The organism is Microcoleus sp. A6-C6, assembly GCF_036705955.1.
Lineage (GTDB): Bacteria > Cyanobacteriota > Cyanobacteriia > Cyanobacteriales > Microcoleaceae > Microcoleus.
Genome location: NZ_JAUBVR010000064.1, coordinates 14,299 through 34,303, shown reverse-complemented (window position 1 = coordinate 34,303; position 20,005 = coordinate 14,299). Strand labels below are relative to the sequence as shown.

The following is a 20,005-nucleotide window of genomic DNA, read 5'->3' as shown; positions in this document are numbered from 1 at the left end:
TCTGGCTTTTCGCTCATCTGACTACATTACCATATTTTTCGGCTCTCAATCAACTATTTTTTACCTGAATCCTTACCCTATTATTAAGCTGACCAGGGAGTTGAGCTAGTGAACTCGGCAATCAGAGAGTTTAGAGAGAGAATAAAAAATCAGTTAGAGGATAGGCGGAAAAATATTTATACAAGAGATATATTACCAACAAAGACAAAAATACTGGTAATGCCTCTTTAAGAATTGTCTCTAGTGATATCTTTGATATTTCTTCTTGATCTGACTGGCTAGTAGTATTAATCTGGCGTTGCTTAATCAGGGTATGAAAAAGAACTAGGCAAAAATCCAGAAGCTTTGTGGACAATGGTTTTTATGGCATATTTAGCCGTTCCTACCGTAAATCAGCAATGCCATTTATTTCATGGTTTCATGCCTCCAAATTTAAAACCATTAAATTTGTCTGAATATCTGCGGAAGGTCGGTTACAATTAAGAGTGTTTAATGAGCTCAGAGCAATTATTTACTAATTTTTTTTGTCAATAGGAATGACGATCGCAAATTCTGTTCCCTCTCCAAGCGTTGAGTTAACCTCGATCTTACCTCCATGCTTCTCGACAATAATCGCATAGCTGACTGACAGTCCCAAGCCCGTACCCTTACCCACAGGTTTTGTGGTAAAAAACGGTTCAAATATCTTATTGAGCGCCGACGGTTCTATCCCTATACCATTGTCTGCAATACGAATCACCGCGTTGCGATCGCGATCGACCACAGTCTGAAGCGTCAGAGTCAGTTTTTTCTTATTTTTCTTAAAATTAGCTCCGTTCTCCTGTTGTCGCAAAGCGTCTATGCCATTACTCAGAATATTCATAAACACCTGATTAAGTGCCGATGCGTAACAGTTGATTAAAGGCATTTTGCCATAGTCTTTAATTACTTGGATTTCCTGATGTTTTTCGCTAGCTTTCAGTCGATGCTGCAAAATTAATAAAGTGCTATCAATTCCTGAATGAATGTCGATCGGTTTAATTTCAGATTCATCAAGGCGAGAGAAGTTCCGCAGAGATTCGACTATTTGGCGAATGCGCTCGGTTCCTGTCGTCATCGAAGCTAGGATCATCGGTAAATCTTCAATGATAAACTCTAGGTCGATTTCATCAATTTTAGCTTGAATTTTGGGTTGGGGTTGAGGAGAAAGTTCTTCATATAACCCAATTAACTTAATTAAAGATGTAATATATCCATGAGCATAGGTAAGATTGCCGTGAATGAAGTTAACAGGATTGTTGATTTCGTGAGCAACTCCGGCAACCAACTGTCCTAAACTTGACATCTTTTCTGTTTGAATGAGTTGGGATTGAGTGGCGTAAAGTTTTTGGAGGCTGGCTTCGAGTTGAGTTGCTTTTTCTTCTAACTCCTGGGTGCGTTCTTCTACCTTTTGTTCTAGGGTGTAGGAATAATCCTCTAATTGGCTGTAGAGTTGGGCGTTTTCTAGGGCGATCGCGGCTTGGGCCATCAGCAGTTCGATCACTTGCAGGCGATCGCGATTAAATACCGCTTGGGTTAAGCGATTTTCTAAATAGAGAATTCCAATTAATTTGCCTTTATTGACGATCGGAGTACACAATAAACTTTTGGGCTTGTGCTTTAGAATATAAGCATCCGAGGCTAGATAACTATGAGCAGCATCATCAATGACTACAGTTTCCTGAGTGCGAAACACATAATTAATAAGAGAATGAGGGAGATTTTTACTTGATTTAACAGGCGTTTTTTGCATTACACAAAAATTATTATCTGTCGTTTTATCGCCTAAATCAGCCGTGGCTTCTATAACTAAATTCTCATCCTTTAGTAAAATTAAATCGCATTTATCTGCTCCGGCATTTTCCATGACGATTTTCACTAAGGTGGAAATCAATTGCTCCAGTTGAATTTCACGAGATAAAGCTTGGGAAGCTTTGAGGATACTGGCAAAATCTAGACACTCAGAAATGCTACTGCTGCTAGAATTAGTGCTTGGGATAGTTTGATGAGAAATAGACGAGCGATTGCTGTTTGAAATCAGAGTTTCGTTGAGGATCAATTGATTTTGTGGGTTCTGCAAGATAGCAGTCAAAAGCTGGGGATAGCGTTTTTTTAAGTCATCTGTTTTGGATTTTGCTCCCCAATGGGCATAGCAATAGTAGGCTTCTTGTAGATAGCCTGTTGCAAATTTTTCTTTACCCCAGCCGAGGTAGAACTCGGCCGCTAGTTCGTTGGCGAGGGCTTCTTCTTGAAGATATCCCGTATCTTTTGCACCTTGAATTGCTTGGTCATAATACTCTATTGCCTCAAGCACATTCCCAAATACTCGTGCTTGTTCTGCCTGAATCAACAAATACTTATGCAGAAAATTCTGCGGAGCACAATCAGACCATTCTCGGAGGTTTGCTTGATTCTGCTCGATCGCCAGCATATATTGTTGCTGCTGGCTCGGTTCAGCTTGAGGGTAGACGGCGAGCAGAATCAATGAGTGATAAAAATTATAAACACCGCTCGCGAGCGATCCGATCGCAGCTTGCATATATTTGCCAGCCAGCACAGTAAAATCTAAAGCACTCCCATATTCCTTAAATAAATATAAAATATTTGCTTTGGCAACACATAGCGCAAATAAGGACATATAATTGTTCGTATTTTGCCAAAGTGGCAGGAAGTAAAGTTCATCAAAATTCTCTCCAATCAATAGCAGCTTGTCAGCAGATTTGCCTTGTAAGTTCAAGGTAGCTTGCGCCCAGATTTTCGCGTAAGACAAGGCAAAATCATGCTTGTTTTTGAGTAGTAATTCGAGGTAAGGAGCTTGTTTAGACTCGACTATTTCTAGTCTCTCCCCAGTTAAAAAAAGATTCTTACAATAGTGCATGGCATTATAACTAGCCCACTCCAAATCCCCAGTCTCTAAACCACTTTGGCATCCTTCTATATAAGGGGCTAGTGTAGCTTTGGCTGGTTCTTTCCACGATCGAATTAGAGCATTAAATAAATTATAAACTCTGGCTTTAAGTGCGGTTTCCTGAAATTGTTCTAACAACTTCAACGCTAATTTTCCGGCATAATATCCTTGATCGATGCCTCCAGGTTCGACGCAGAGAATCGTGCCATAGAGCACATAAGCATAAGCTGATAATGCAGAATGTCCACCTTCAATGGTAAAATTTATTATCGTTAAGATCAGGGGACGAGTCATATCGGGTTTGGCGATATAAATGGAAGGAAAAAGTGCCATGAGAATCCGCAACGTGGCGAGTTGCTGCGGATCAGTCATTTCTGGAATCTTGTCTAAATCTTCAAATCGAGGTAATTCTGGCATCGCGCGATCGCCGATACTGGCATCGATGTTAATTCCCAACTTTTCCAATGCTTCTAAACCTGTATCAATCGCTTTTGTCATCATACTTTGTGACTGACAAGATTGAATTTGCAGCTCATATATTTTGAGACTGTCGATCAAATTTATAGAATTGGTTGAAATCATCTTAGCCAAGCTTTCTAGTCGATCAAAATTACCATTAATGTATTCTATTTCTGCTGTTTCGAGATAAACAGCCAGGGTTAAATCGTACTGAGTTTGCCAACTATCAGATTCTAGTAACGCCCAACTGATATTCAAATATCTGGCAGCATCTGCGTAGGCTGTAGCAGCTTTGGCTTTTTTTCCTGCTAATAGATTTAGTGAGACGAGATGATTTAATTGCTCTGGATCGGTCATTATTTCAACACCCATATTGAGTTGATTAACAATATCAAAAATATTGTCTTTATGGGTTGATTGAGGTGTTTTTGTCAACAAAAGCTGACCAATTTTTAAATGTGTGGCTTTTTTATGTGATTCTGGAATCAGGGAATAGGCAGCTTGCTGAATCCGATCGTGTAAAAATCGATATACTACGGATTCATGAGTAGTATCGGTTGTCTGAACTGTTCCCAAATAAAATTTATAAACTTCATTTTGGGGTAGAATCAGCCCTTCTTGCAAGGCTTTCCATAGGTGAGTGGCAGCCTCGGCTTCTGTTTGCTCTGAAACGATCGCCAAAGTAGACAAATCAAAAGAGTTGCCAATACAAGCTGCTAGTTGGAGGATAGTTTGGGTCGCTGTTGGTAGTTTCTGTAACTGCAACGCCATGAATTCCACGACATCATCGGTCAATGCGGCCGCTCGCACTTTGGCGATATCGCATTGCCAATGCCCTAATTGAGCATCAAAGTTAATGAGGCCATCTTGATGCAGAGCTTTCAGAAATTGGGTGGCAAAAAAGGGATTACCTTGGGTTTTTTGAAATACCAAATTCGTGAGTGGTTGCGCTAATGCACTCGAACAATTCAGCGTATTGGCTACCAACTGATTCAGGCTGGCATCACTCAGGGGTTGTAACGTAATTGTATTAACTATCGAGTCGCTTTGGGCGATCGCTTCCAAAGTCAGCATCAACGGGTGCGCGGCAAACACTTCGTTATCCCGATAAGCACCTATAACTAACAAGTAGCCTGCTGTAGATTCAACCATCAAAAGTTGCAGCAACTTGAGAGATGCCGTATCAGCCCATTGCAAATCGTCCAAAAATATTACCAGAGGATGCTCTTGGGTTGTAAAAACTTGGATAAACTTTTGAAATACTAAGTTGAAGCGATTCTGAGCAGATGTTCCCGACAGTTCCACCGCTGGTGGCTGAGGACTAATAATCCGTTCTAATTCGGGAATGACTTCAATAATAACTTGTCCATTTTCACCAACAGCTTCCAGAATCTGCGTTTTCCAAACCTGCAACTGAGCATCACTTTCGCTCAGCAATTGTCCCATTAAATCTCGAAATGCTTGGACAAAAGCGGAGAAGGGAATATTGCGGTTAAATTGGTCGAATTTGCCTTTGATGAAATAGCCGTGCTGGCGGACAATCGGTTTGTGGACTTCGTTGACAACAGCGGTTTTTCCAATCCCCGAAAACCCGGCGACTAGCATTAACTCAGATGAACCATTGGCTACGCAGTCAAAGGTATTAAGTAAGGTTTCTACTTCTGTTTCCCGTCCATAAAGTTTTTCGGGAATGGTAAAGCGATCGCTCAGATCTCGTTCTCCCAATTCAAACAAAACGATGTTTCCTGTTTTTTGCCACTGAGACCGACATTTTTCGAGGTCGTGCTTTAATCCTAATGCGCTCTGATAGCGGTCTTCAGCATTCTTCGCCATCAATTTGCTGACAATTGCCGAGAGTACCGCCGGGATTTCTGGATTAATTTCATACAGTGATGGCGGTTGTTTGGCAAGATGGGAGTGCACCAATTCCATCGGATCGTGAGATTGAAATGGCAAATTTCCTGCTAGCAATTCGTAAAAAGTCACGCCCAAAGAGTAGAAATCTGTGCGGTAGTCAACGCCACGATTCATCCTGCCCGTTTGTTCGGGAGACAAATAGCCTAGTGTGCCTTCCAATAAGTTGGGACTCATCAGAGTTTGGGTGTCTCGCGGCAGCAAAGATGCGATGCTAAAGTCAATGAGTTTGACTTCTTTTGTTTGGGGATTAATTAAAATATTGGCGGGTTTAATGTCTTTGTGAATGATGCGGTGGCGGTAAAGTATATCTAATGTATTGGCGAGATCGATCGCAATTTGGAAAAACTCCACCATAGAGGAAACGGTTTTCCCTTTTCCCGTCCATTCTGTCAGAGAAATTCCCCCGAAGTCTTCGACTATCAGCGCATAGCTGTTTTGGTATGGCTCTAAGCTGTAAGTTTGGATGATTCCGGGCAAAATCAGGTTTTTGGCAATGGTGTACTGATTGCGAAATTGCAACAGTTCATTGAAGCTGGGATACTCGTTCCGCAAGACTTTGATGATGACCGGTTTTTTGTCCCAGAGGCGAGTTCCGCGATCGACTATAGTGCGAGTGCCTGAGTAAATTCTATCGAAAATTTGATACCCAGTTAGTTCTATCATAGCGATCGCTCTTTTTTGTTAAAGTATTTTGTACTATGATTTTAACTATAATTTACCCCTTGATTTAATTAATCTAGGGGCTTGATCGGCTTGGCTGACCCTAGACTGTTAACAAGTCAGGAACCCAAAAGATATTTCTGGACAGAGCTTTGAGAGCTTTGCAGCCTGATTGCCAGAGATACTTATGATACCATTTTTTTAAAGTTATGCAAGACTTATGTAAAAACTCAAAGACAGAATTATCAATGTCTGGCGGTATTGTATCTCTATCACACCTTTTTAAAAATGGTATGAGATGAAATTTTAGCCGTTGATGAGACATTCACAGAAGCGATATTAATCAGTATTAGGAAAAACTTCCGCTGAAAACATACGGCGCAGAATCTCGTAGAATGGTTCACAATACTGCGCTTGCTCGGGTGACAGACAGGCCCCAATTTCCTTACGCAGTAAGTGAGTCATTTTGCTGATAAGTCCCCAATTCACATTTAGTTTAGGGTAAATCATCACGCACAGGGGAAACAATTCTGTCTCTAGGGCGTGCAGATTCCCTTCGAGCAGACAAACCCACATATAAACTTGAAACATCTCGACATCGCGGATGCTAGATGTGCGGATATTTGGAGTGTTGAGCGGCCCAGAATGACAGCGATAGCGCGGGTATAATTGATTTACGCGATCGACTATCCGTTCAGAAATCTTGGTCATCACCGGCATCAGCAACTGTACAGATTGCAGCGCCACCGAATCCGCTGGATGCTTCCCCGCCGCACTGTAGGCGCGTTGCAGTGGCATATACAGATGATCGTCGAGAATCTTGACGTAGTTAGCAAACTTTTCCTGTTCACCGTCGGGAAGCAACTCCATCAACTGCACTCCTGTGTAGTGATATTGCATGGCTACAAAGCCAATCACGCGGGGGTCAATTGCTGTGACTTGCTTTCGGACTTGTCCGAGCACTGGGCTGATTTTGGTGACAATACTATGGGGCGGTAGTTGCTGAGCATAGGCTTCGATCGCCAACTTGTAGACTTGATGAATCCCACCAGAAATCTGCCACGGATCGATTAAATCGGTATCAATTCCGTGTTGAACTAATACTTGCGACAGCAAATCTTCGGTTCTAGTCCAGGATTTTGCACTTACAGAACGCAGCGATTCCAACATTTTTTTGGCGATTTGGGCACGCCGTCGTTCGAGAAAGTTATCGTTAACAACAGGTGCAGAGTCACTGCTTTTCATCTGTTGCAAATACTTTTGGGCGAAGGAAACAGATAAGTCTACCGAAGGTGACAATGAATCGAATGATGTTGGTTGCACGAAATAGGGATAAGTAGTCATGGATTTAGTCTTTACTCCGTAATGCTTTGATGATAATCGATTATTCGTTATGTATACGAATTTTTCGATCGATAATGATGCACCTCTCTGGGTCAATGCGAGCTAAAATTTGATGTTGTGTGATTTCGATTATAGCGATTGCTTTTTTAGGAAAGATTTTATATTCATTATTATAAGCCTAGAGAAACCCGTTTGTCAACTCGTAAAAATACGGATTTTTTATTTATTATTTCTTTTTTAACTGGTTCCCAGGTCGCTCCTGGGAACCAATAACCAATAACTAATAACTAACTGCTAAGCTCGTTGATTCTTTCTTTCAAGGCATATCGCGCTTGTTCTCGATCGTCAAAATGGACTTTTTCGGTGCCCAAAATCTGATAATCTTCGTGTCCTTTTCCGGCAATCAGCACGCCATCTCCGGGTTTAGCGTCCATAATAGCAGTACGAATTGCTGCCGCGCGATCGCAGATCACGACGGGCTTTACGGTAGCGGGAATTCCTGCTAGAACGTCTTCTAAAATGCGATCGGGATTTTCAGTACGCGGATTGTCGGAAGTAACAACAGTTAAGTCTGCCAATTCTGCCACGATTTTACCCATAATTGGGCGTTTCGTGCGATCGCGATCGCCACCGCAACCAAACACGCAAATCATTTGACCCGGAATAAACGGCCGCGAAGCCTTCAATAAGTTCTCCAAACTATCAGGAGTATGCGCGTAATCGACAATCACGCTAATATCTTGATCGGGACTAATTTGCACCCGTTCCATCCGTCCCGGTACTCCCGAAAACTGAGATAAATTCTCCACAATTGCGGACAAATCTAAACCCAATTCTAAAACAGCACCGACAGCAGCCAACATATTTGATAAATTGAACTGACCGACTAAAGGCAAAACAAAAGCAGTTTCGCCCTTGGGAGTGTGCAGAATTCCCTTAACTCCATCGGGCTGATATTGTAAATCTGAAGCATACAAATCAGCAGTTTTATCGGTAGTGCTGTAACTCCAAACTTTCTCCGATTTTAAACTTTCAACAATCCGCCGTCCGTAGGCATCGTCAATATTAATCACCGCGCGATTCTTGAGATAATCGGAACCGAACAACAGAGATTTCGCCTCAAAATAATCCTCCATATCCCGGTGATAATCGAGATGGTCTTGAGTCAAGTTTGTAAACACAGCAACTTCAAAAGTACAGCCCAAAACCCGCTGCTGCGCTAAAGCGTGGGAACTGACTTCCATCACGCCATGTTTGCATCCGGCGGCTACAGCTTCTGCTAGTTGTTTTTGCAGGTCAACCGCAAAAGGTGTGGTGTAAAGTGCAGTTTGTTGGAAACCGGGCCAGCGAGTGTAAAGCGTGCCAAAAATCGCGGTTGACAACTGCATTTGATTGAGCAAAAATTCGATTAAATGAGTTGTGGTAGTTTTGCCGTTAGTTCCGGTAACGCCGACAAGTTTTAATTTGCTAGCTGGATTGCCATAAAATGCGGTTGCTATTTGACCGCAAACTTGAGACATATCGGCTGCTGCAATGACGCAGGGAAGCTCTTCTAGCCCCCCCTTAGCAAGGGGGGGTTGGGGGGGGTTGGGTGGTGTTTTCTCGGCTGCTTGGGTGGAAATTATGGCGGCAATTGCACCACTGGCGATCGCACTTTGCCAAAAATCTCCCCCATCTACGCGAGTTCCCGGCATTCCCAAAAACAAATCTCCCGCCCCACAAGCGTGGGAATTAGTCGATAAACCCTTGACTTCTGCATCGAGGGCGGGATGTTGGGTGTCAAAGGAAATGCCGGGAATTGCTGCTAATAATTCTCTCAAATTCATGTCGATCACTCCTGGCAAAACTGGGTTGAATCTATTTTGACTGATCGGTTTGCAAATATTTCTGTAACATTTGCTCCAATTGTCGGACTGTGCAGCGGGGAGAAGGACGAGGTAATTGTTCTTCTGGGGAGAATGCAGCATCGCCAGCAGAATTTATTGGCTGAGGCTGCACTTTAAACAAAACTGGCACTTCGTACTGATAAGCTTGAAACCAGTCATCGCGTTCGGTAATGTCTCGTACTTCCAATTGAAACTTGATGTTTTCAATCTGTTCGAGTTTTTCTTGCAACCCTTCGCACAAGTGGCATCCGGGTTTGCTGTACAAAATTAATCGCATCATAACAGTACAATTAGACTTGATCTTAAATGCTCGAAAGTGCGATCCTCTTCGTTGGCTTCGCTAACGGAAGTTGGCGAACCAGACTTCGCAAGCAGCAAGCGGCGGCATGATTGACCTCAACGCACGATCGAGGTTATCTTAGCATTGGCGGCGAACCGATTACTGCAATTTGCCATCTCAATGTAAATACCAGCCGATGGATCTCTTGCTTCTCTTCCTCTGTGCCCTCTGCGCCCTCTGCGGTGAAAAACTAAATCTAGTTCACAAATCAAATAGTTAGGTTTATTTCTTAATAGTGCTGCATAATTAAGAGAAATCACCTAATCTCTGCGATTGCTTCACTTTACTTCGTTTCATTCGCAATGACATCTATTTACTTGACTCATGAATCAAGCTTGATTATAGTGTACAAATAGCCCTACCAAAAGGAGGCATTATGGACTGCACCGAATACGCAGAAGCCAAGCGAAAATCAGCCAAAAAAATTAGCGCCGATATTCGAGAACGTTGGAACAATCGCATCGTCACGCGGGAATTGCACCTGATGGGTGAAGCGGGCGCTGTGCAGTATTTGGCTGATTACGGGCGCAGCATCGGTACGGCAAAAGTTATTGGTTTTGCACTGTGCGCGGAGTCGGAAGGATACCCGGAAATGGCGCTGGGATTTTGGCAAAAAGCGTTTGAGTTGGAAACTGGAGAAAAGCCGACTAACAACACTAAAAGCAAGTCTATCACCAATGTTGTTCCTGCGGCAAAATCAAAGGCTGCTGCCAAAATAGAGACTGCAAACAATCCGATTGTTCCCGAATTACCGGCGCACTTGCAGCCGGGAAGGATTGTGACGATGCAGCCGGTTGACGCGCCGGTGGAACGTTCTTATTACATCGAAAATCCAGATTATTGGGGACAGCCAAAGCGGGACGGCAACCGAGTTGTGGTTGTTGCAACCCCAGATAAAGTATACTATCAATCGCGATCGACTAATCTGCGACAACAACCATCAATTGCGATCGATCGCGCATTAACAGACACAGCCGCTCAAATTGGCACCTTTGTTTTAGACGGCGAACTGTATTACAAAAGCTGTACCGGCAGCGAACACCGCACGGGCGCGCAAGCTGCTACTGTTAATATTGAAAGTGGTTTTCCGACGATCCAACCAACCGCCGTTTATGCCATTTTCAAATGTTTGTTTTCCCACGGCAAAGACTTGACTGGGTTGGCGGAATCCGAACGAATTGCCGCCGGAGTTACAGTTGGCGAAGTGCTGGTAAGTTTATGTTCAGAATTTGAAATTGTACCGACATCTCGCACCACTGCGGAAAAACTTTTGCTAACCCAGCAGCAGGAATCTGAAAATAGAGAAGGCGAAGTTTGGATTTTGCACAACTGCTGTTATGTCGGGGGAAAAGATGTTAAGAAGTTTCCGATAGTAAGAACCAAATACTGTCAGGAATACGACTTATTTATTGTCGGGTTGACAACGACTAAAGTTGCGGGGCGGCCGTTTAGTGCGATCGAAGTCGCGCAAGAAATTGCGGGCAAATTAGTGCCGATCGGAACAGTGGGAACGGGCTTTAGCGGCGCGGAAATGCAGGAAATTGCCCGACTCTACGAGGCTAACCCTCGCGGAGTCAAAATCAAAGTGCGATCGCAGGGATTGACGGAAAGTGGCAAACTGTGGCACGCGCGATTTCTGGAATTATGTTAATTTGGTAGGGACACGGCATTGCCGTGTCCCTACCAAAATCTACGAATTTAAACAAATATTATCACACAAAATTAGCCGAGGACAAATCAATGGTTATCAGCAAAAACAATTTCTACATTTCACCAGAAGAATACCTAGAAGGCGAACGAGTAAGTCCGATCAAACACGAATACAGACGCGGACACGTTTATGCAATGACTGGTGCCAAAAAGCCCCATATCATTATTTCTAGTAACTTAGTAAGGCGGCTAGGAAATCATCTTGATGACACTAACTGCATCGTTTTAGCATTAGACATAAAAGTCAGACTGGAAGAAGCTAATTGCTATTACTACCCAGATATAGCGGTAACTTGCGACGAAAGAGAGATAAATTCAACCGACGATTTTATTTGTCATCCGTCTTTAATTATTGAAGTCTTGTCGCCGTCAACGGCAAGTTTTGATAGAGGTGATAAATTTGCCGATTATCAAACTGCATCGAGTTTGCAGGAATACGTACTCATCAATCAATCGGAAATCCAAATTGAATGTTTTCGACTCAATTCTGAGGGAAATTGGGTTTCTCAGATTTACAGACAAGGAGATGAGTTAGAGTTGAAAAGTATAGATTTTCGCTGTCCGATTGAACAAGTTTATCAAAAAGTACCCGGCATGATCTCGTGAAGTATGAAAGCACATCCTCTGTACTTGACAAAAATTGCAAACCAGGTTCGTAGTGAGGACTTTAGTCCTTCTTCAGAATCCCAAGAAGGACTGAAGTCCTCACTACGAAGCTAAATTAAGTCGTCACCTTAAAAAGTATAGATTTTCGCTGCCAGATCGCCCAAACTTACCAAAAAGTCCCCGGCATGATATTATGATGTATGAAACAACTTTTTCAGCCACGAAATCCTCTGGTTCGTACCTTCGCCCAAAGCTTAAAACGCTACTGTCCCGACGCGCAAAATTTGCTAAATTCCGGTGCAATCGAAACGGAAATCGACTTATTTAAAAATCGTTACCAACAATCGCTTCCCGAAACTTTTTATGATTTTTATCGCTGGTATAACGGTTCGGTTTATGAGAGTTCAGAAAATAAGTGGCTGTTGCCTTTTGAACACGGCAGAAGTATTTTATCTTTGGCATCTATTGTGAATGAGAAAAAATTTTGGGACACCCAAAGTCTAGTTAATTTTCAACAATGGCGGCCCGGAGAATATTGGAACAAAGCATGGATTCCGTTTATGAAGGTAGATGATTTGTGGCTGCGGGTTGTGGATACAAAAGGCTGTTTTGACGGTGTTCCCGGACAAATTATCAGTTTTGATTGCAAAAACGAACCTTTCAGAAGCATTGAGTGCGATTCCTTTGATAAGTGGCTGGAAACTGTTATTGCCAAAATTGAGTTAGAATGTTTGTTTAAAGAGTTTCACGAAATTGGGTTGGAGGAAGAAAAGGCCATTTTTGCGATCGATAAACGTATCAATCCCAATCGACACAGCGTCGAATTAGAACTTAGAAAAACATAAAATACTTGGTAAACTGAGGACTGAAGTGCTTACCAAAAACTAGGTTCGTAGTGAGGACTTTAGTCCTTCTTCGGAAGTAATAGAAAGAAGGACTGAAGTCCTCACTACAAACCTCAATTACAAGTTACAAAGAAAAGAAAGAAGGACTGAAGTCCTCACTACAAACCTCAATTACAAGTTACACAGAAAAGAAAGAATGACTGAAGTCCTTACTACAAACCTTAATTACAAGTTACACAGAAAAGAAAGAAGGACTGAAGTCCTTACTACAAACCTTAATTACAAGTTACACAGAAAAGAAAGAAGGACTGAAGTCCTCACTACAAACCTTAATTACAACTCACACAGAAAACAATGATTAAAATCTTACACCTTTCAGACATCCATATGGGAAGCGGCTTTTCCCACGGCCGCGTTAATCCAGAAACCGGCTTAAATACGCGGCTGGAAGACTTTGCGGCTACCTTGAGTAAATGTATGGACAGGGCAATTTCTGAACCCGTAGATTTAGTTATATTCGGCGGCGATGCTTTCCCGGATTCAACGCCGCCACCGTTTGTAAAAGAGGCTTTTGCGCGGCAGTTCAGTCGCTTAGTTGACGCGCAAATTCCGACGGTTTTGCTAGTAGGAAATCACGACCAACATTCCCAGGGACAGGGCGGCGCGAGTTTGGGGATTTACCGGACTTTGGGAATACCTAAGTTTATTGTAGGCGATCGCCTGGAAACTCACCTCATACAGACCCGTAATGGCCCCGTACAGGTGGTTACACTGCCTTGGTTGACGCGATCGACCTTAATGACACGTTCAGAGACTGAAAGCCTTTCTATGGGCGACGTTAACCAATTATTAACCGAAAAACTGACGATCGCAATGGAAGGCGAAATCCGCCGCCTCAACCCCGAAATCCCCACCGTACTATTAGCGCACTTAATGGCAGATAAAGCAAGTTTGGGCGCGGAACGTTTTTTAGCAGTTGGTAAAGGTTTTAACATACCCGTTTCCATGTTAACTCGTCCGTGTTTCGATTATGTTGCTCTCGGTCACGTTCACAAACACCAAAATCTGAATTTATCCAACAATCCGCCCGTAATTTATCCGGGAAGCATCGAAAGAGTTGACTTTAGCGAAGAGAAAGAAGACAAAGGTTTTGTGTTAATTAATTTAGAACGAGGGAAAGCTGAGTGGGAATTTTGCGCGTTACCGGTGCGAGTGTTTATGACGATTAAGGTAAAGGTGTCTGAATCGGAAAACCCGCAAGCTGACTTGGTTAAAGCCATTGGGAAGAAAGAAATCCAAGATGCTGTGGTGAGATTGATCTACCAATTGCGATCGGAACAATTAGACTTAATAGATAACGCAGAATTGCACGCACTTCTAGGCGAAGCCCACAGCTACACAATCCAGCCGGAATTAGTCAGTCAGCTAGCGCGGCCGAGGTTGCCAGAATTGAATGCTAATAATAGTATAGAACCTTTAGAAGCTTTGAGAACTTATTTAGCAAGTCGGGAAGATTTGAAAGATTTTTCTGAGAGTATGTTAGAAGCGGCGCAGGGTTTATTGGGCGGAAAAGAGGAAGTTTTGGAGGAAGTTTTGGTCGAATTTTAGGTAAATTCTCCCTACCACACAATCTCAGAAACCGGGTTTCTTCCTATATTTTTCGTACTCAACCCAAATGATTCGCAGAAACCCGGTTTCTCCCTATCACTCATTTACTTAACTTCAACCATCCCAAAAACTTCGCCCAGCGCCAACCGAGTCCCATTGGCAAAATCCACGCCAGACTGCACTTTTTTCCCCGCCAACTGTACCTCTCGCAATAATAATAACCCATTGCCAGTTTGGACGATCGCCCCCAAGCCCTTCACAACCTTAACAACCTCCCCATTTGCGCCCGACAACTGATCCAAAACAGGCCAATCGCGTTCCAAAACCCTCAACTCCGGCGGCATTTGCAGCCAATATTCTGGCCCTACGGGTACAGTCGCGGACACTTTCAGGGAATTACCGCGAAAAGTCGTAGTGCAATCGGGGAAAAAACCCCTAACTTGATTATGAAGGGCGATCGCACTTTGCGACCAATCTAGCACAAAATCCGCCGTTTTAATCATCGGCGCATAAGTCGCCTCAGCATCATCTTGAACAACAGCATCAACCTTCCCATCCCTCAATTGTATCAAAGTTTCCACCAACAAATCCGCCCCAACATCCGCCAACCTATCCCCCAAAGAATCAGCATTATCCAACAGCGAAATCCCAGCAAAAACCTTCAACAACATCGCCCCAGTATCCATCCCAGCATCCATCAGCATAGTAGTAATCCCGGTCTCCTTTTTCCCCTCAAAAAGACAGCGCTGAATCGGTGCCGCCCCGCGATACTTGGGCAAAATTGAACCGTGAACATTAACGCAAGCCAAACTAGGAATATCCAGAATTTCTTGAGAAAGAATCTGGCCATAAGCCACCACCACAAAAACATCAGCCTCCGCTTCCCGCAACATAGCAATAGTTTCCGCATCTTTCTTAATTCGGCGCGGCTGGAAAACTGGGAGACTGTGATTTAAAGCCACATCTTTAACAGGTGAAGGCATCAACTTATTGCCTCTTCCCCGGCGCTTGTCAGGCTGAGTCACCACACCCACCACCTCAAATTCTGGATGACTCAGCAAACCGGACAAAGTAGGAACAGCAAAGTCGGGAGTACCAAAAAACACAATTTTCATAGATTTTTAGTTAAGTACATAGGTTTTTTGAATGATTAGCAATTCATTCATAGTATCATTTTAAGCGGCCGTGGTTGTGACAGCAATATTTTTATTTGTGGACTAAATCTAAAATCTAAAATCTAGTGACAGATTCTTTTTCATAGGTAGCAATTGGCTGATTTGTAATAATTGAGTAGAGAACATCTGGGTCTAAATCTGCTCCATTTTCCCAGTAAACAGTCCCCAAATCTGGATTAATTTTGACTTGAACAAAGTAACTCAAGTCTTCTAAAGGGGAAAAAATTCCCGTGAATTCAATCAGTTGACTGATATCAACAACTCCCTCTATATCGTCTTCAAACTTGAGGTGTAGTTGATAGAATTCTAACGGTTTAACCGAGATAATATCTTTAAGCATTTTCTACTCCAACGGTGTTATGGCTTCTAATTTTAGCATTCGCCAGAATATTTAAAACAATTTTTCGTAGGGGCGGGTTCGCCTACATATTTGCTACTCACCAATAATCTGAATAAACCCGCCCCCACCCCACCAATAACTCGGCAAACGATAGTTTTTGCCTAACACCCTAAATTAGAGAGTCGGGTAAATCATACAATTTTAACCACCATTAGCTGTGGTATTGTCATCACCCGAAAATGAGATGAAAAAGAAAAAAGAGGATACTAAAAAGAAAAAGAGGGGGGAGAGAAAGAACCAAACAACCAACCGAGAAACCAAACAACCAATCTGGCATTTCAGACGGAGATGCAGGAAGATCCGAAGCCGAGGGCGGAGACGCAGGAAGCTCCGAAGTCAACGCTACGCGAAAACCGTAGTTGATGAAGCGAGCGGGTGGCGCATCGCTGAAGGAACGAAACGCAGAGCGGCAACTGATGCGATCGTAGGCCCACGAAGCACCGCGCAGCACCCGAGAGCGGTTATCATTCTTAATATTGACTAATAAATCATAGTTTCCATAACAATTATTATTATTTTTTTCATCCCAGACACTACCATCGGTAGGTGCGCCATTATAATTGCCATGCCAAGGATCAGCACACCATTCCCAGACATTACCGTTCATTTCGTATAAACCAAAAGCATTTGGGGGAAAAGTCCCCACAGGCATTGTTGTTGTTGTTCCCTGGGGATAAAGTTCTTTGGATGCTACACCGTAGGAATAATTGCCCTGATAATTAACTAAATCGGGGGTAATTGTTTTGCCAAAGTAGAAAGGCGTTGTCGTACCTGCACGACAAGCATATTCCCATTCCGCCTCGCTCGGTAAACGATAGCTTTTTCCTGTTTTCTCAGATAGCTTCTGACAAAAATTTATAGCATCATTCCAGCTAACATTTTCTACAGGTCTTTTTGCACCTTTGAAATGAGAAGGGTTAGTTCCCATTACTGCTTGCCACTGTTCTTGAGTAATGGAATATTTCCCCAAGTAAAATGGTTGAGCAATCGTAACTTTATGTTGGGGACTTTCCCTATCCTCACCTTTTCCAAACGGTGAACCCATCATAAAGCTACCTGCTGGAATATACACCATTTCTAACTTAACTTCCTTCCCCAAATTTTCGTCTTTTTGATAAGCTTTCCCCGCCTTCTTACTACTTGGTTTCCCATTCCAGCCCACTGTAATGATTTCAAAGGTAAATTCTTTACCTGTACTCGCTTTTTCCTCCCGGCGCAAACGTTCGGCTTCGGCTTCCCGCTGTTGACGTTCCCTTTCTTCTGCTTCCCGGCGTTGAATCTTTACTTCTGCTTCCTGTTTTCTATCCTCTAATACACCCAAAGCCACATCGCGAATGTGCAGTACATCCGGTAAACTCGGATTTATTTGCAAGGCCAGATTAAAATCTTCAATTGCCAGTTCTAACTGTCCTAACTTCTGATAAACTAAGCCGCGATGGTGGTAAACATCAGCGTCATTGGGATTAAGTCGCAATACCTGGTCAAAATCTGCGATCGCTCGCTGATACTCACCAATTTGATCGTAAGCCAAACCGCGCTGAAAATTCGCCTCAAAGCGAGAATCGTCTAACTGTAAAACTTGATTAAAATCAGCAATTGCCAAGGAATATTCCCCATTTTTTGCCCGTTGTAAACCCCGTTGCCAATAAGACTCAATGACGCTTAGTTGTAAATCCGCTCCCAAACCTTGCAAGCATTGATTTAGCTGGGTTACATAGGGAAAATCATCAATGGTTAAAGCTGCCGCCAAAACACTTAATAACTGACTTTGTTCTGGAATAGGCAAACCATGCAATTTTAACCAATCTTGGACAGACAAATATAACTGTGCTGCTGCCCACTGTTTGTCAGCCAAACTCAACAGAGATACAGCTAAATCTAAACGCAAATCAGGAATTAATGCCGACTCTTCTTCAGCCAAATTATCATACAATCCCTGATAATAACCCACGGCAATTTCTATAATAATCTGCTGTTCCTCAGCGGGCATTTTTTCCAACATTTCTGGGAGAAACTGCGGTAATAAAGGTGTTTTTCGCTCATCGGGAGGCAGAAACATCAGACAATATTCATCAACAATTAACCCCGCGAATACAGCATGGAGTATTCCGATAAATTCTGCCAAATCATTGTAATCATTTTTGTGCAAATGATAAGGGCGATGAATTTCGCTTAAATCTTCTCCTTCCTCTAGCGCACCGCGTTCAATTTCCGAAATTCGTAAATTTTGCTGATAGCCTTGAACTGTTTCCTCACCATAACGGCTATCGAAATCAGCCACAGGCTTACCAGAGTCAATATACGCTTGTCGTTTCCCTTGCCAATTCACAGCCCGTTCTTTAGCAAAATCATACAATACCTCAACCCAAGGTAATTGATGAATTGGGGTTTGGTAACGATATTTTTTGAAATTAATATGCCAAAAGCCAAAGCGCAAATAAAAGTCATCGGGCGTGGCGGATGAGTCTAAAATGAGTGTGGGAATTACCCGCAAACCTGCAAATAAGTTTTCCGCCGCCGCTTCTTCCCGAAAAACATTACTCCGCCAATAACCGCCCATAAATTGCACAGGCCGACCATCGCTGATATACTTATTTAGGAAGTTTCGCAGATAATTGCTTAAAAATTCCTCAGATACCGGAAAGTTTTGATTTGGTTTAGCAGCATCGTGAGTCAAGACTGGCGGTGATAAGAAAACTCGTAAAATGGGTGTATCTTCGGGGTTTATGTTGGCAATAATGTTTTCAGCGGTGACGAGAATTGGGGAATTTTGTAGATTTTGTTGCTTGACAATGGCGGCAATTGCTGTTTCGCGATTTGCCTGAGCAATTTCTCGTGCTAGGAGTGAATCTAACTGTTTTAAGTCTAGTTGGAGTTGACGCTGTTCGGCGATGCAGAATTTTTGCAATTCGGCGCGTAATACTTCTAGTTGGGCGCTGTGTTCGCGGTTGAGTTGGCCTTCATTGTCTTGAAAATCCCAATTTAATTGCGTTAACTTGTCTTGTAATTCGCGGTTAAGTGCACCTTCATTAGCTTGAAAAGCAATATTCATTTCTGCGAGGTATTGCTGTAAACCTCGGTTTAATTCGCCTTCTTCCCTTGTGATCTCAAGGGTGGCTTGATGTTGCAAGGCTTGGAGAATAGAAATATTTTCTTGTAGTTTTATTTGTTTGTTAGCGTTTTCTGAATTAATCTTGGCAATAGAAATCGCAGTATCTGCATTGATGTTAGCAATAGAGAGAGCGGTTTCAGCTTGGATATCTGCTTGATCTTTTGTCGGAAAAAGTTTCGCATTAGCATCATCTCTAATCTGAACCAAAACACTTTTTTTGCCTGGTAATGCTTTCGTCATAAAATTTCCTCCAGTGGTTAATGGTTAAAGTTCGTTGACAAGATTAAGAGAAACTTTCAATGCTAAACTGACTAATCTGCTCAAATCTGATGGTAACTCGCCCAACTTCCTGTCAAAAACTGACTCGTTGACAGTAGTAATTTTATCTGCCCTAACTAGAGATGTTTTCAACAAACCAGTCTGCGGAAAATTTGAATCTGTATCTGCAATCAATACCCAAGTTGGAAGTAAATTACCAGGGGGAATTTTAGAAAAAATCCCTAAAATAATTAATTCTTGGCGGTGTCTAGCTACAACTAAAGCTGGCCTAAGTTTACTGATAGTTAAATCACTGAAAGGAAAAGAAACTAACCAGACTTCTCCGGGATTAGGTTTTTGACTCATAAATATCCTCTTCTGGATCGTACCACTCAGAGAAACCACTTTCGGCTAGCTGCATGAATTTCTCAGCTTCTATTTGTTCTTGGATTTGCTGTAGTAAGTCTTGTAATACTGAAACTGGTAGCTGTCCAATAATTTCTTTGATTTCTGCAATACTTAAACTAACGCTCATAGTTAACTATGCCTCGACAAAGGTATGTTACCATTATATATCGATCCTTTTGATTTTCTCTTTGTCCCCAAGAAACCGGGTTTTTCGGGAGTTTTTGGTTAAGAATTAAGTATTTGGGAAAAAACCCGGTTTCTCACCCTCTCGTCTACCCGACAGAAACCGGGTTTTTCGGAAATCCTGGGGTGATAACCAGATATTTGGGAAAAAACCCGGTTTCTCAGCCC

The 20,005-nt window shown here is 42.7% G+C and carries 13 protein-coding genes; 4 read left to right on the top strand and 9 right to left on the bottom strand.

What is annotated here, in order from left to right; genetic code table 11:
- Nucleotides 1-514: 514 nt before the first annotated feature.
- From QUB52_RS21940 to QUB52_RS21925, 4 genes are all read right to left on the bottom strand, one after another.
- A complete protein-coding gene (locus tag QUB52_RS21940) occupies nucleotides 515-5,965 on the bottom strand; it encodes a trifunctional serine/threonine-protein kinase/ATP-binding protein/sensor histidine kinase (protein ID WP_332974767.1) in 5,451 nt (1,816 codons plus the stop codon).
- A gap of 336 nt (nucleotides 5,966-6,301) precedes the next feature.
- The gene (locus QUB52_RS21935) at nucleotides 6,302-7,306 is read right to left on the bottom strand and encodes a hypothetical protein (protein WP_332970322.1); all 1,005 of its coding nucleotides are present in this window, start codon (nucleotides 7,304-7,306) and stop codon (nucleotides 6,302-6,304) included.
- A gap of 287 nt (nucleotides 7,307-7,593) precedes the next feature.
- Nucleotides 7,594-9,132 (bottom strand): UDP-N-acetylmuramoyl-L-alanyl-D-glutamate--2,6-diaminopimelate ligase, encoded by a 1,539-nt coding sequence (locus QUB52_RS21930; RefSeq protein WP_332974766.1) that lies wholly within the window; start codon nucleotides 9,130-9,132, stop codon nucleotides 7,594-7,596.
- A 31-nt stretch (nucleotides 9,133-9,163) separates the two neighbouring features.
- Nucleotides 9,164-9,469, bottom strand: a complete 306-nt coding sequence (locus QUB52_RS21925) for a glutaredoxin family protein (RefSeq protein ID WP_332974768.1) — start codon at nucleotides 9,467-9,469, stop codon at nucleotides 9,164-9,166.
- 439 nt (nucleotides 9,470-9,908) lie between these two features.
- On the opposite strand from QUB52_RS21925, the gene QUB52_RS21920 reads away from it, so the two are divergent.
- The 4 genes from QUB52_RS21920 to QUB52_RS21905 all read left to right on the top strand — a co-directional run bounded on the left by QUB52_RS21920 (nucleotide 9,909) and on the right by QUB52_RS21905 (nucleotide 14,301).
- Entirely contained in the window at nucleotides 9,909-11,183 is a 1,275-nt protein-coding gene (locus tag QUB52_RS21920) for an ATP-dependent DNA ligase (RefSeq protein WP_332974765.1), read from the top strand.
- 89 nt (nucleotides 11,184-11,272) lie between these two features.
- Complete coding sequence (locus tag QUB52_RS21915; protein ID WP_332974764.1) at nucleotides 11,273-11,848, top strand: Uma2 family endonuclease; 576 nt, start codon at nucleotides 11,273-11,275, stop codon at nucleotides 11,846-11,848.
- 200 nt (nucleotides 11,849-12,048) lie between these two features.
- Nucleotides 12,049-12,693, top strand: coding sequence for an SMI1/KNR4 family protein (locus tag QUB52_RS21910; RefSeq protein WP_332974762.1), 645 nt, complete (start codon nucleotides 12,049-12,051; stop codon nucleotides 12,691-12,693).
- Nucleotides 12,694-13,047: 354 nt separating this feature from the next.
- Nucleotides 13,048-14,301 (top strand): exonuclease SbcCD subunit D, encoded by a 1,254-nt coding sequence (locus QUB52_RS21905; RefSeq protein ID WP_332974761.1) that lies wholly within the window; start codon nucleotides 13,048-13,050, stop codon nucleotides 14,299-14,301.
- A gap of 104 nt (nucleotides 14,302-14,405) precedes the next feature.
- On the opposite strand, the gene fmt is transcribed toward QUB52_RS21905, so the two are convergent.
- The 5 genes from fmt to QUB52_RS21880 all read right to left on the bottom strand — a co-directional run bounded on the left by fmt (nucleotide 14,406) and on the right by QUB52_RS21880 (nucleotide 19,781).
- Nucleotides 14,406-15,416: a methionyl-tRNA formyltransferase gene (gene fmt, locus QUB52_RS21900; protein ID WP_332974760.1), complete on the bottom strand. Its 1,011-nt coding sequence runs from the start codon at nucleotides 15,414-15,416 to the stop codon at nucleotides 14,406-14,408.
- A gap of 115 nt (nucleotides 15,417-15,531) precedes the next feature.
- Nucleotides 15,532-15,816 (bottom strand): DUF2442 domain-containing protein, encoded by a 285-nt coding sequence (locus QUB52_RS21895; RefSeq protein WP_332974759.1) that lies wholly within the window; start codon nucleotides 15,814-15,816, stop codon nucleotides 15,532-15,534.
- Nucleotides 15,817-16,045: 229 nt separating this feature from the next.
- Nucleotides 16,046-19,228, bottom strand: coding sequence for an SUMF1/EgtB/PvdO family nonheme iron enzyme (locus QUB52_RS21890; RefSeq protein ID WP_332974758.1), 3,183 nt, complete (start codon nucleotides 19,226-19,228; stop codon nucleotides 16,046-16,048).
- Between the two features lie 24 nt (nucleotides 19,229-19,252).
- Entirely contained in the window at nucleotides 19,253-19,612 is a 360-nt protein-coding gene (locus QUB52_RS21885; protein WP_332969884.1) for a type II toxin-antitoxin system PemK/MazF family toxin, read from the bottom strand.
- Nucleotides 19,596-19,781 (bottom strand): hypothetical protein, encoded by a 186-nt coding sequence (locus tag QUB52_RS21880; RefSeq protein ID WP_332974757.1) that lies wholly within the window; start codon nucleotides 19,779-19,781, stop codon nucleotides 19,596-19,598. Before QUB52_RS21880 ends, QUB52_RS21885 begins: the two co-directional genes overlap by 17 nt.
- Nucleotides 19,782-20,005: the final 224 nt, after the last annotated feature.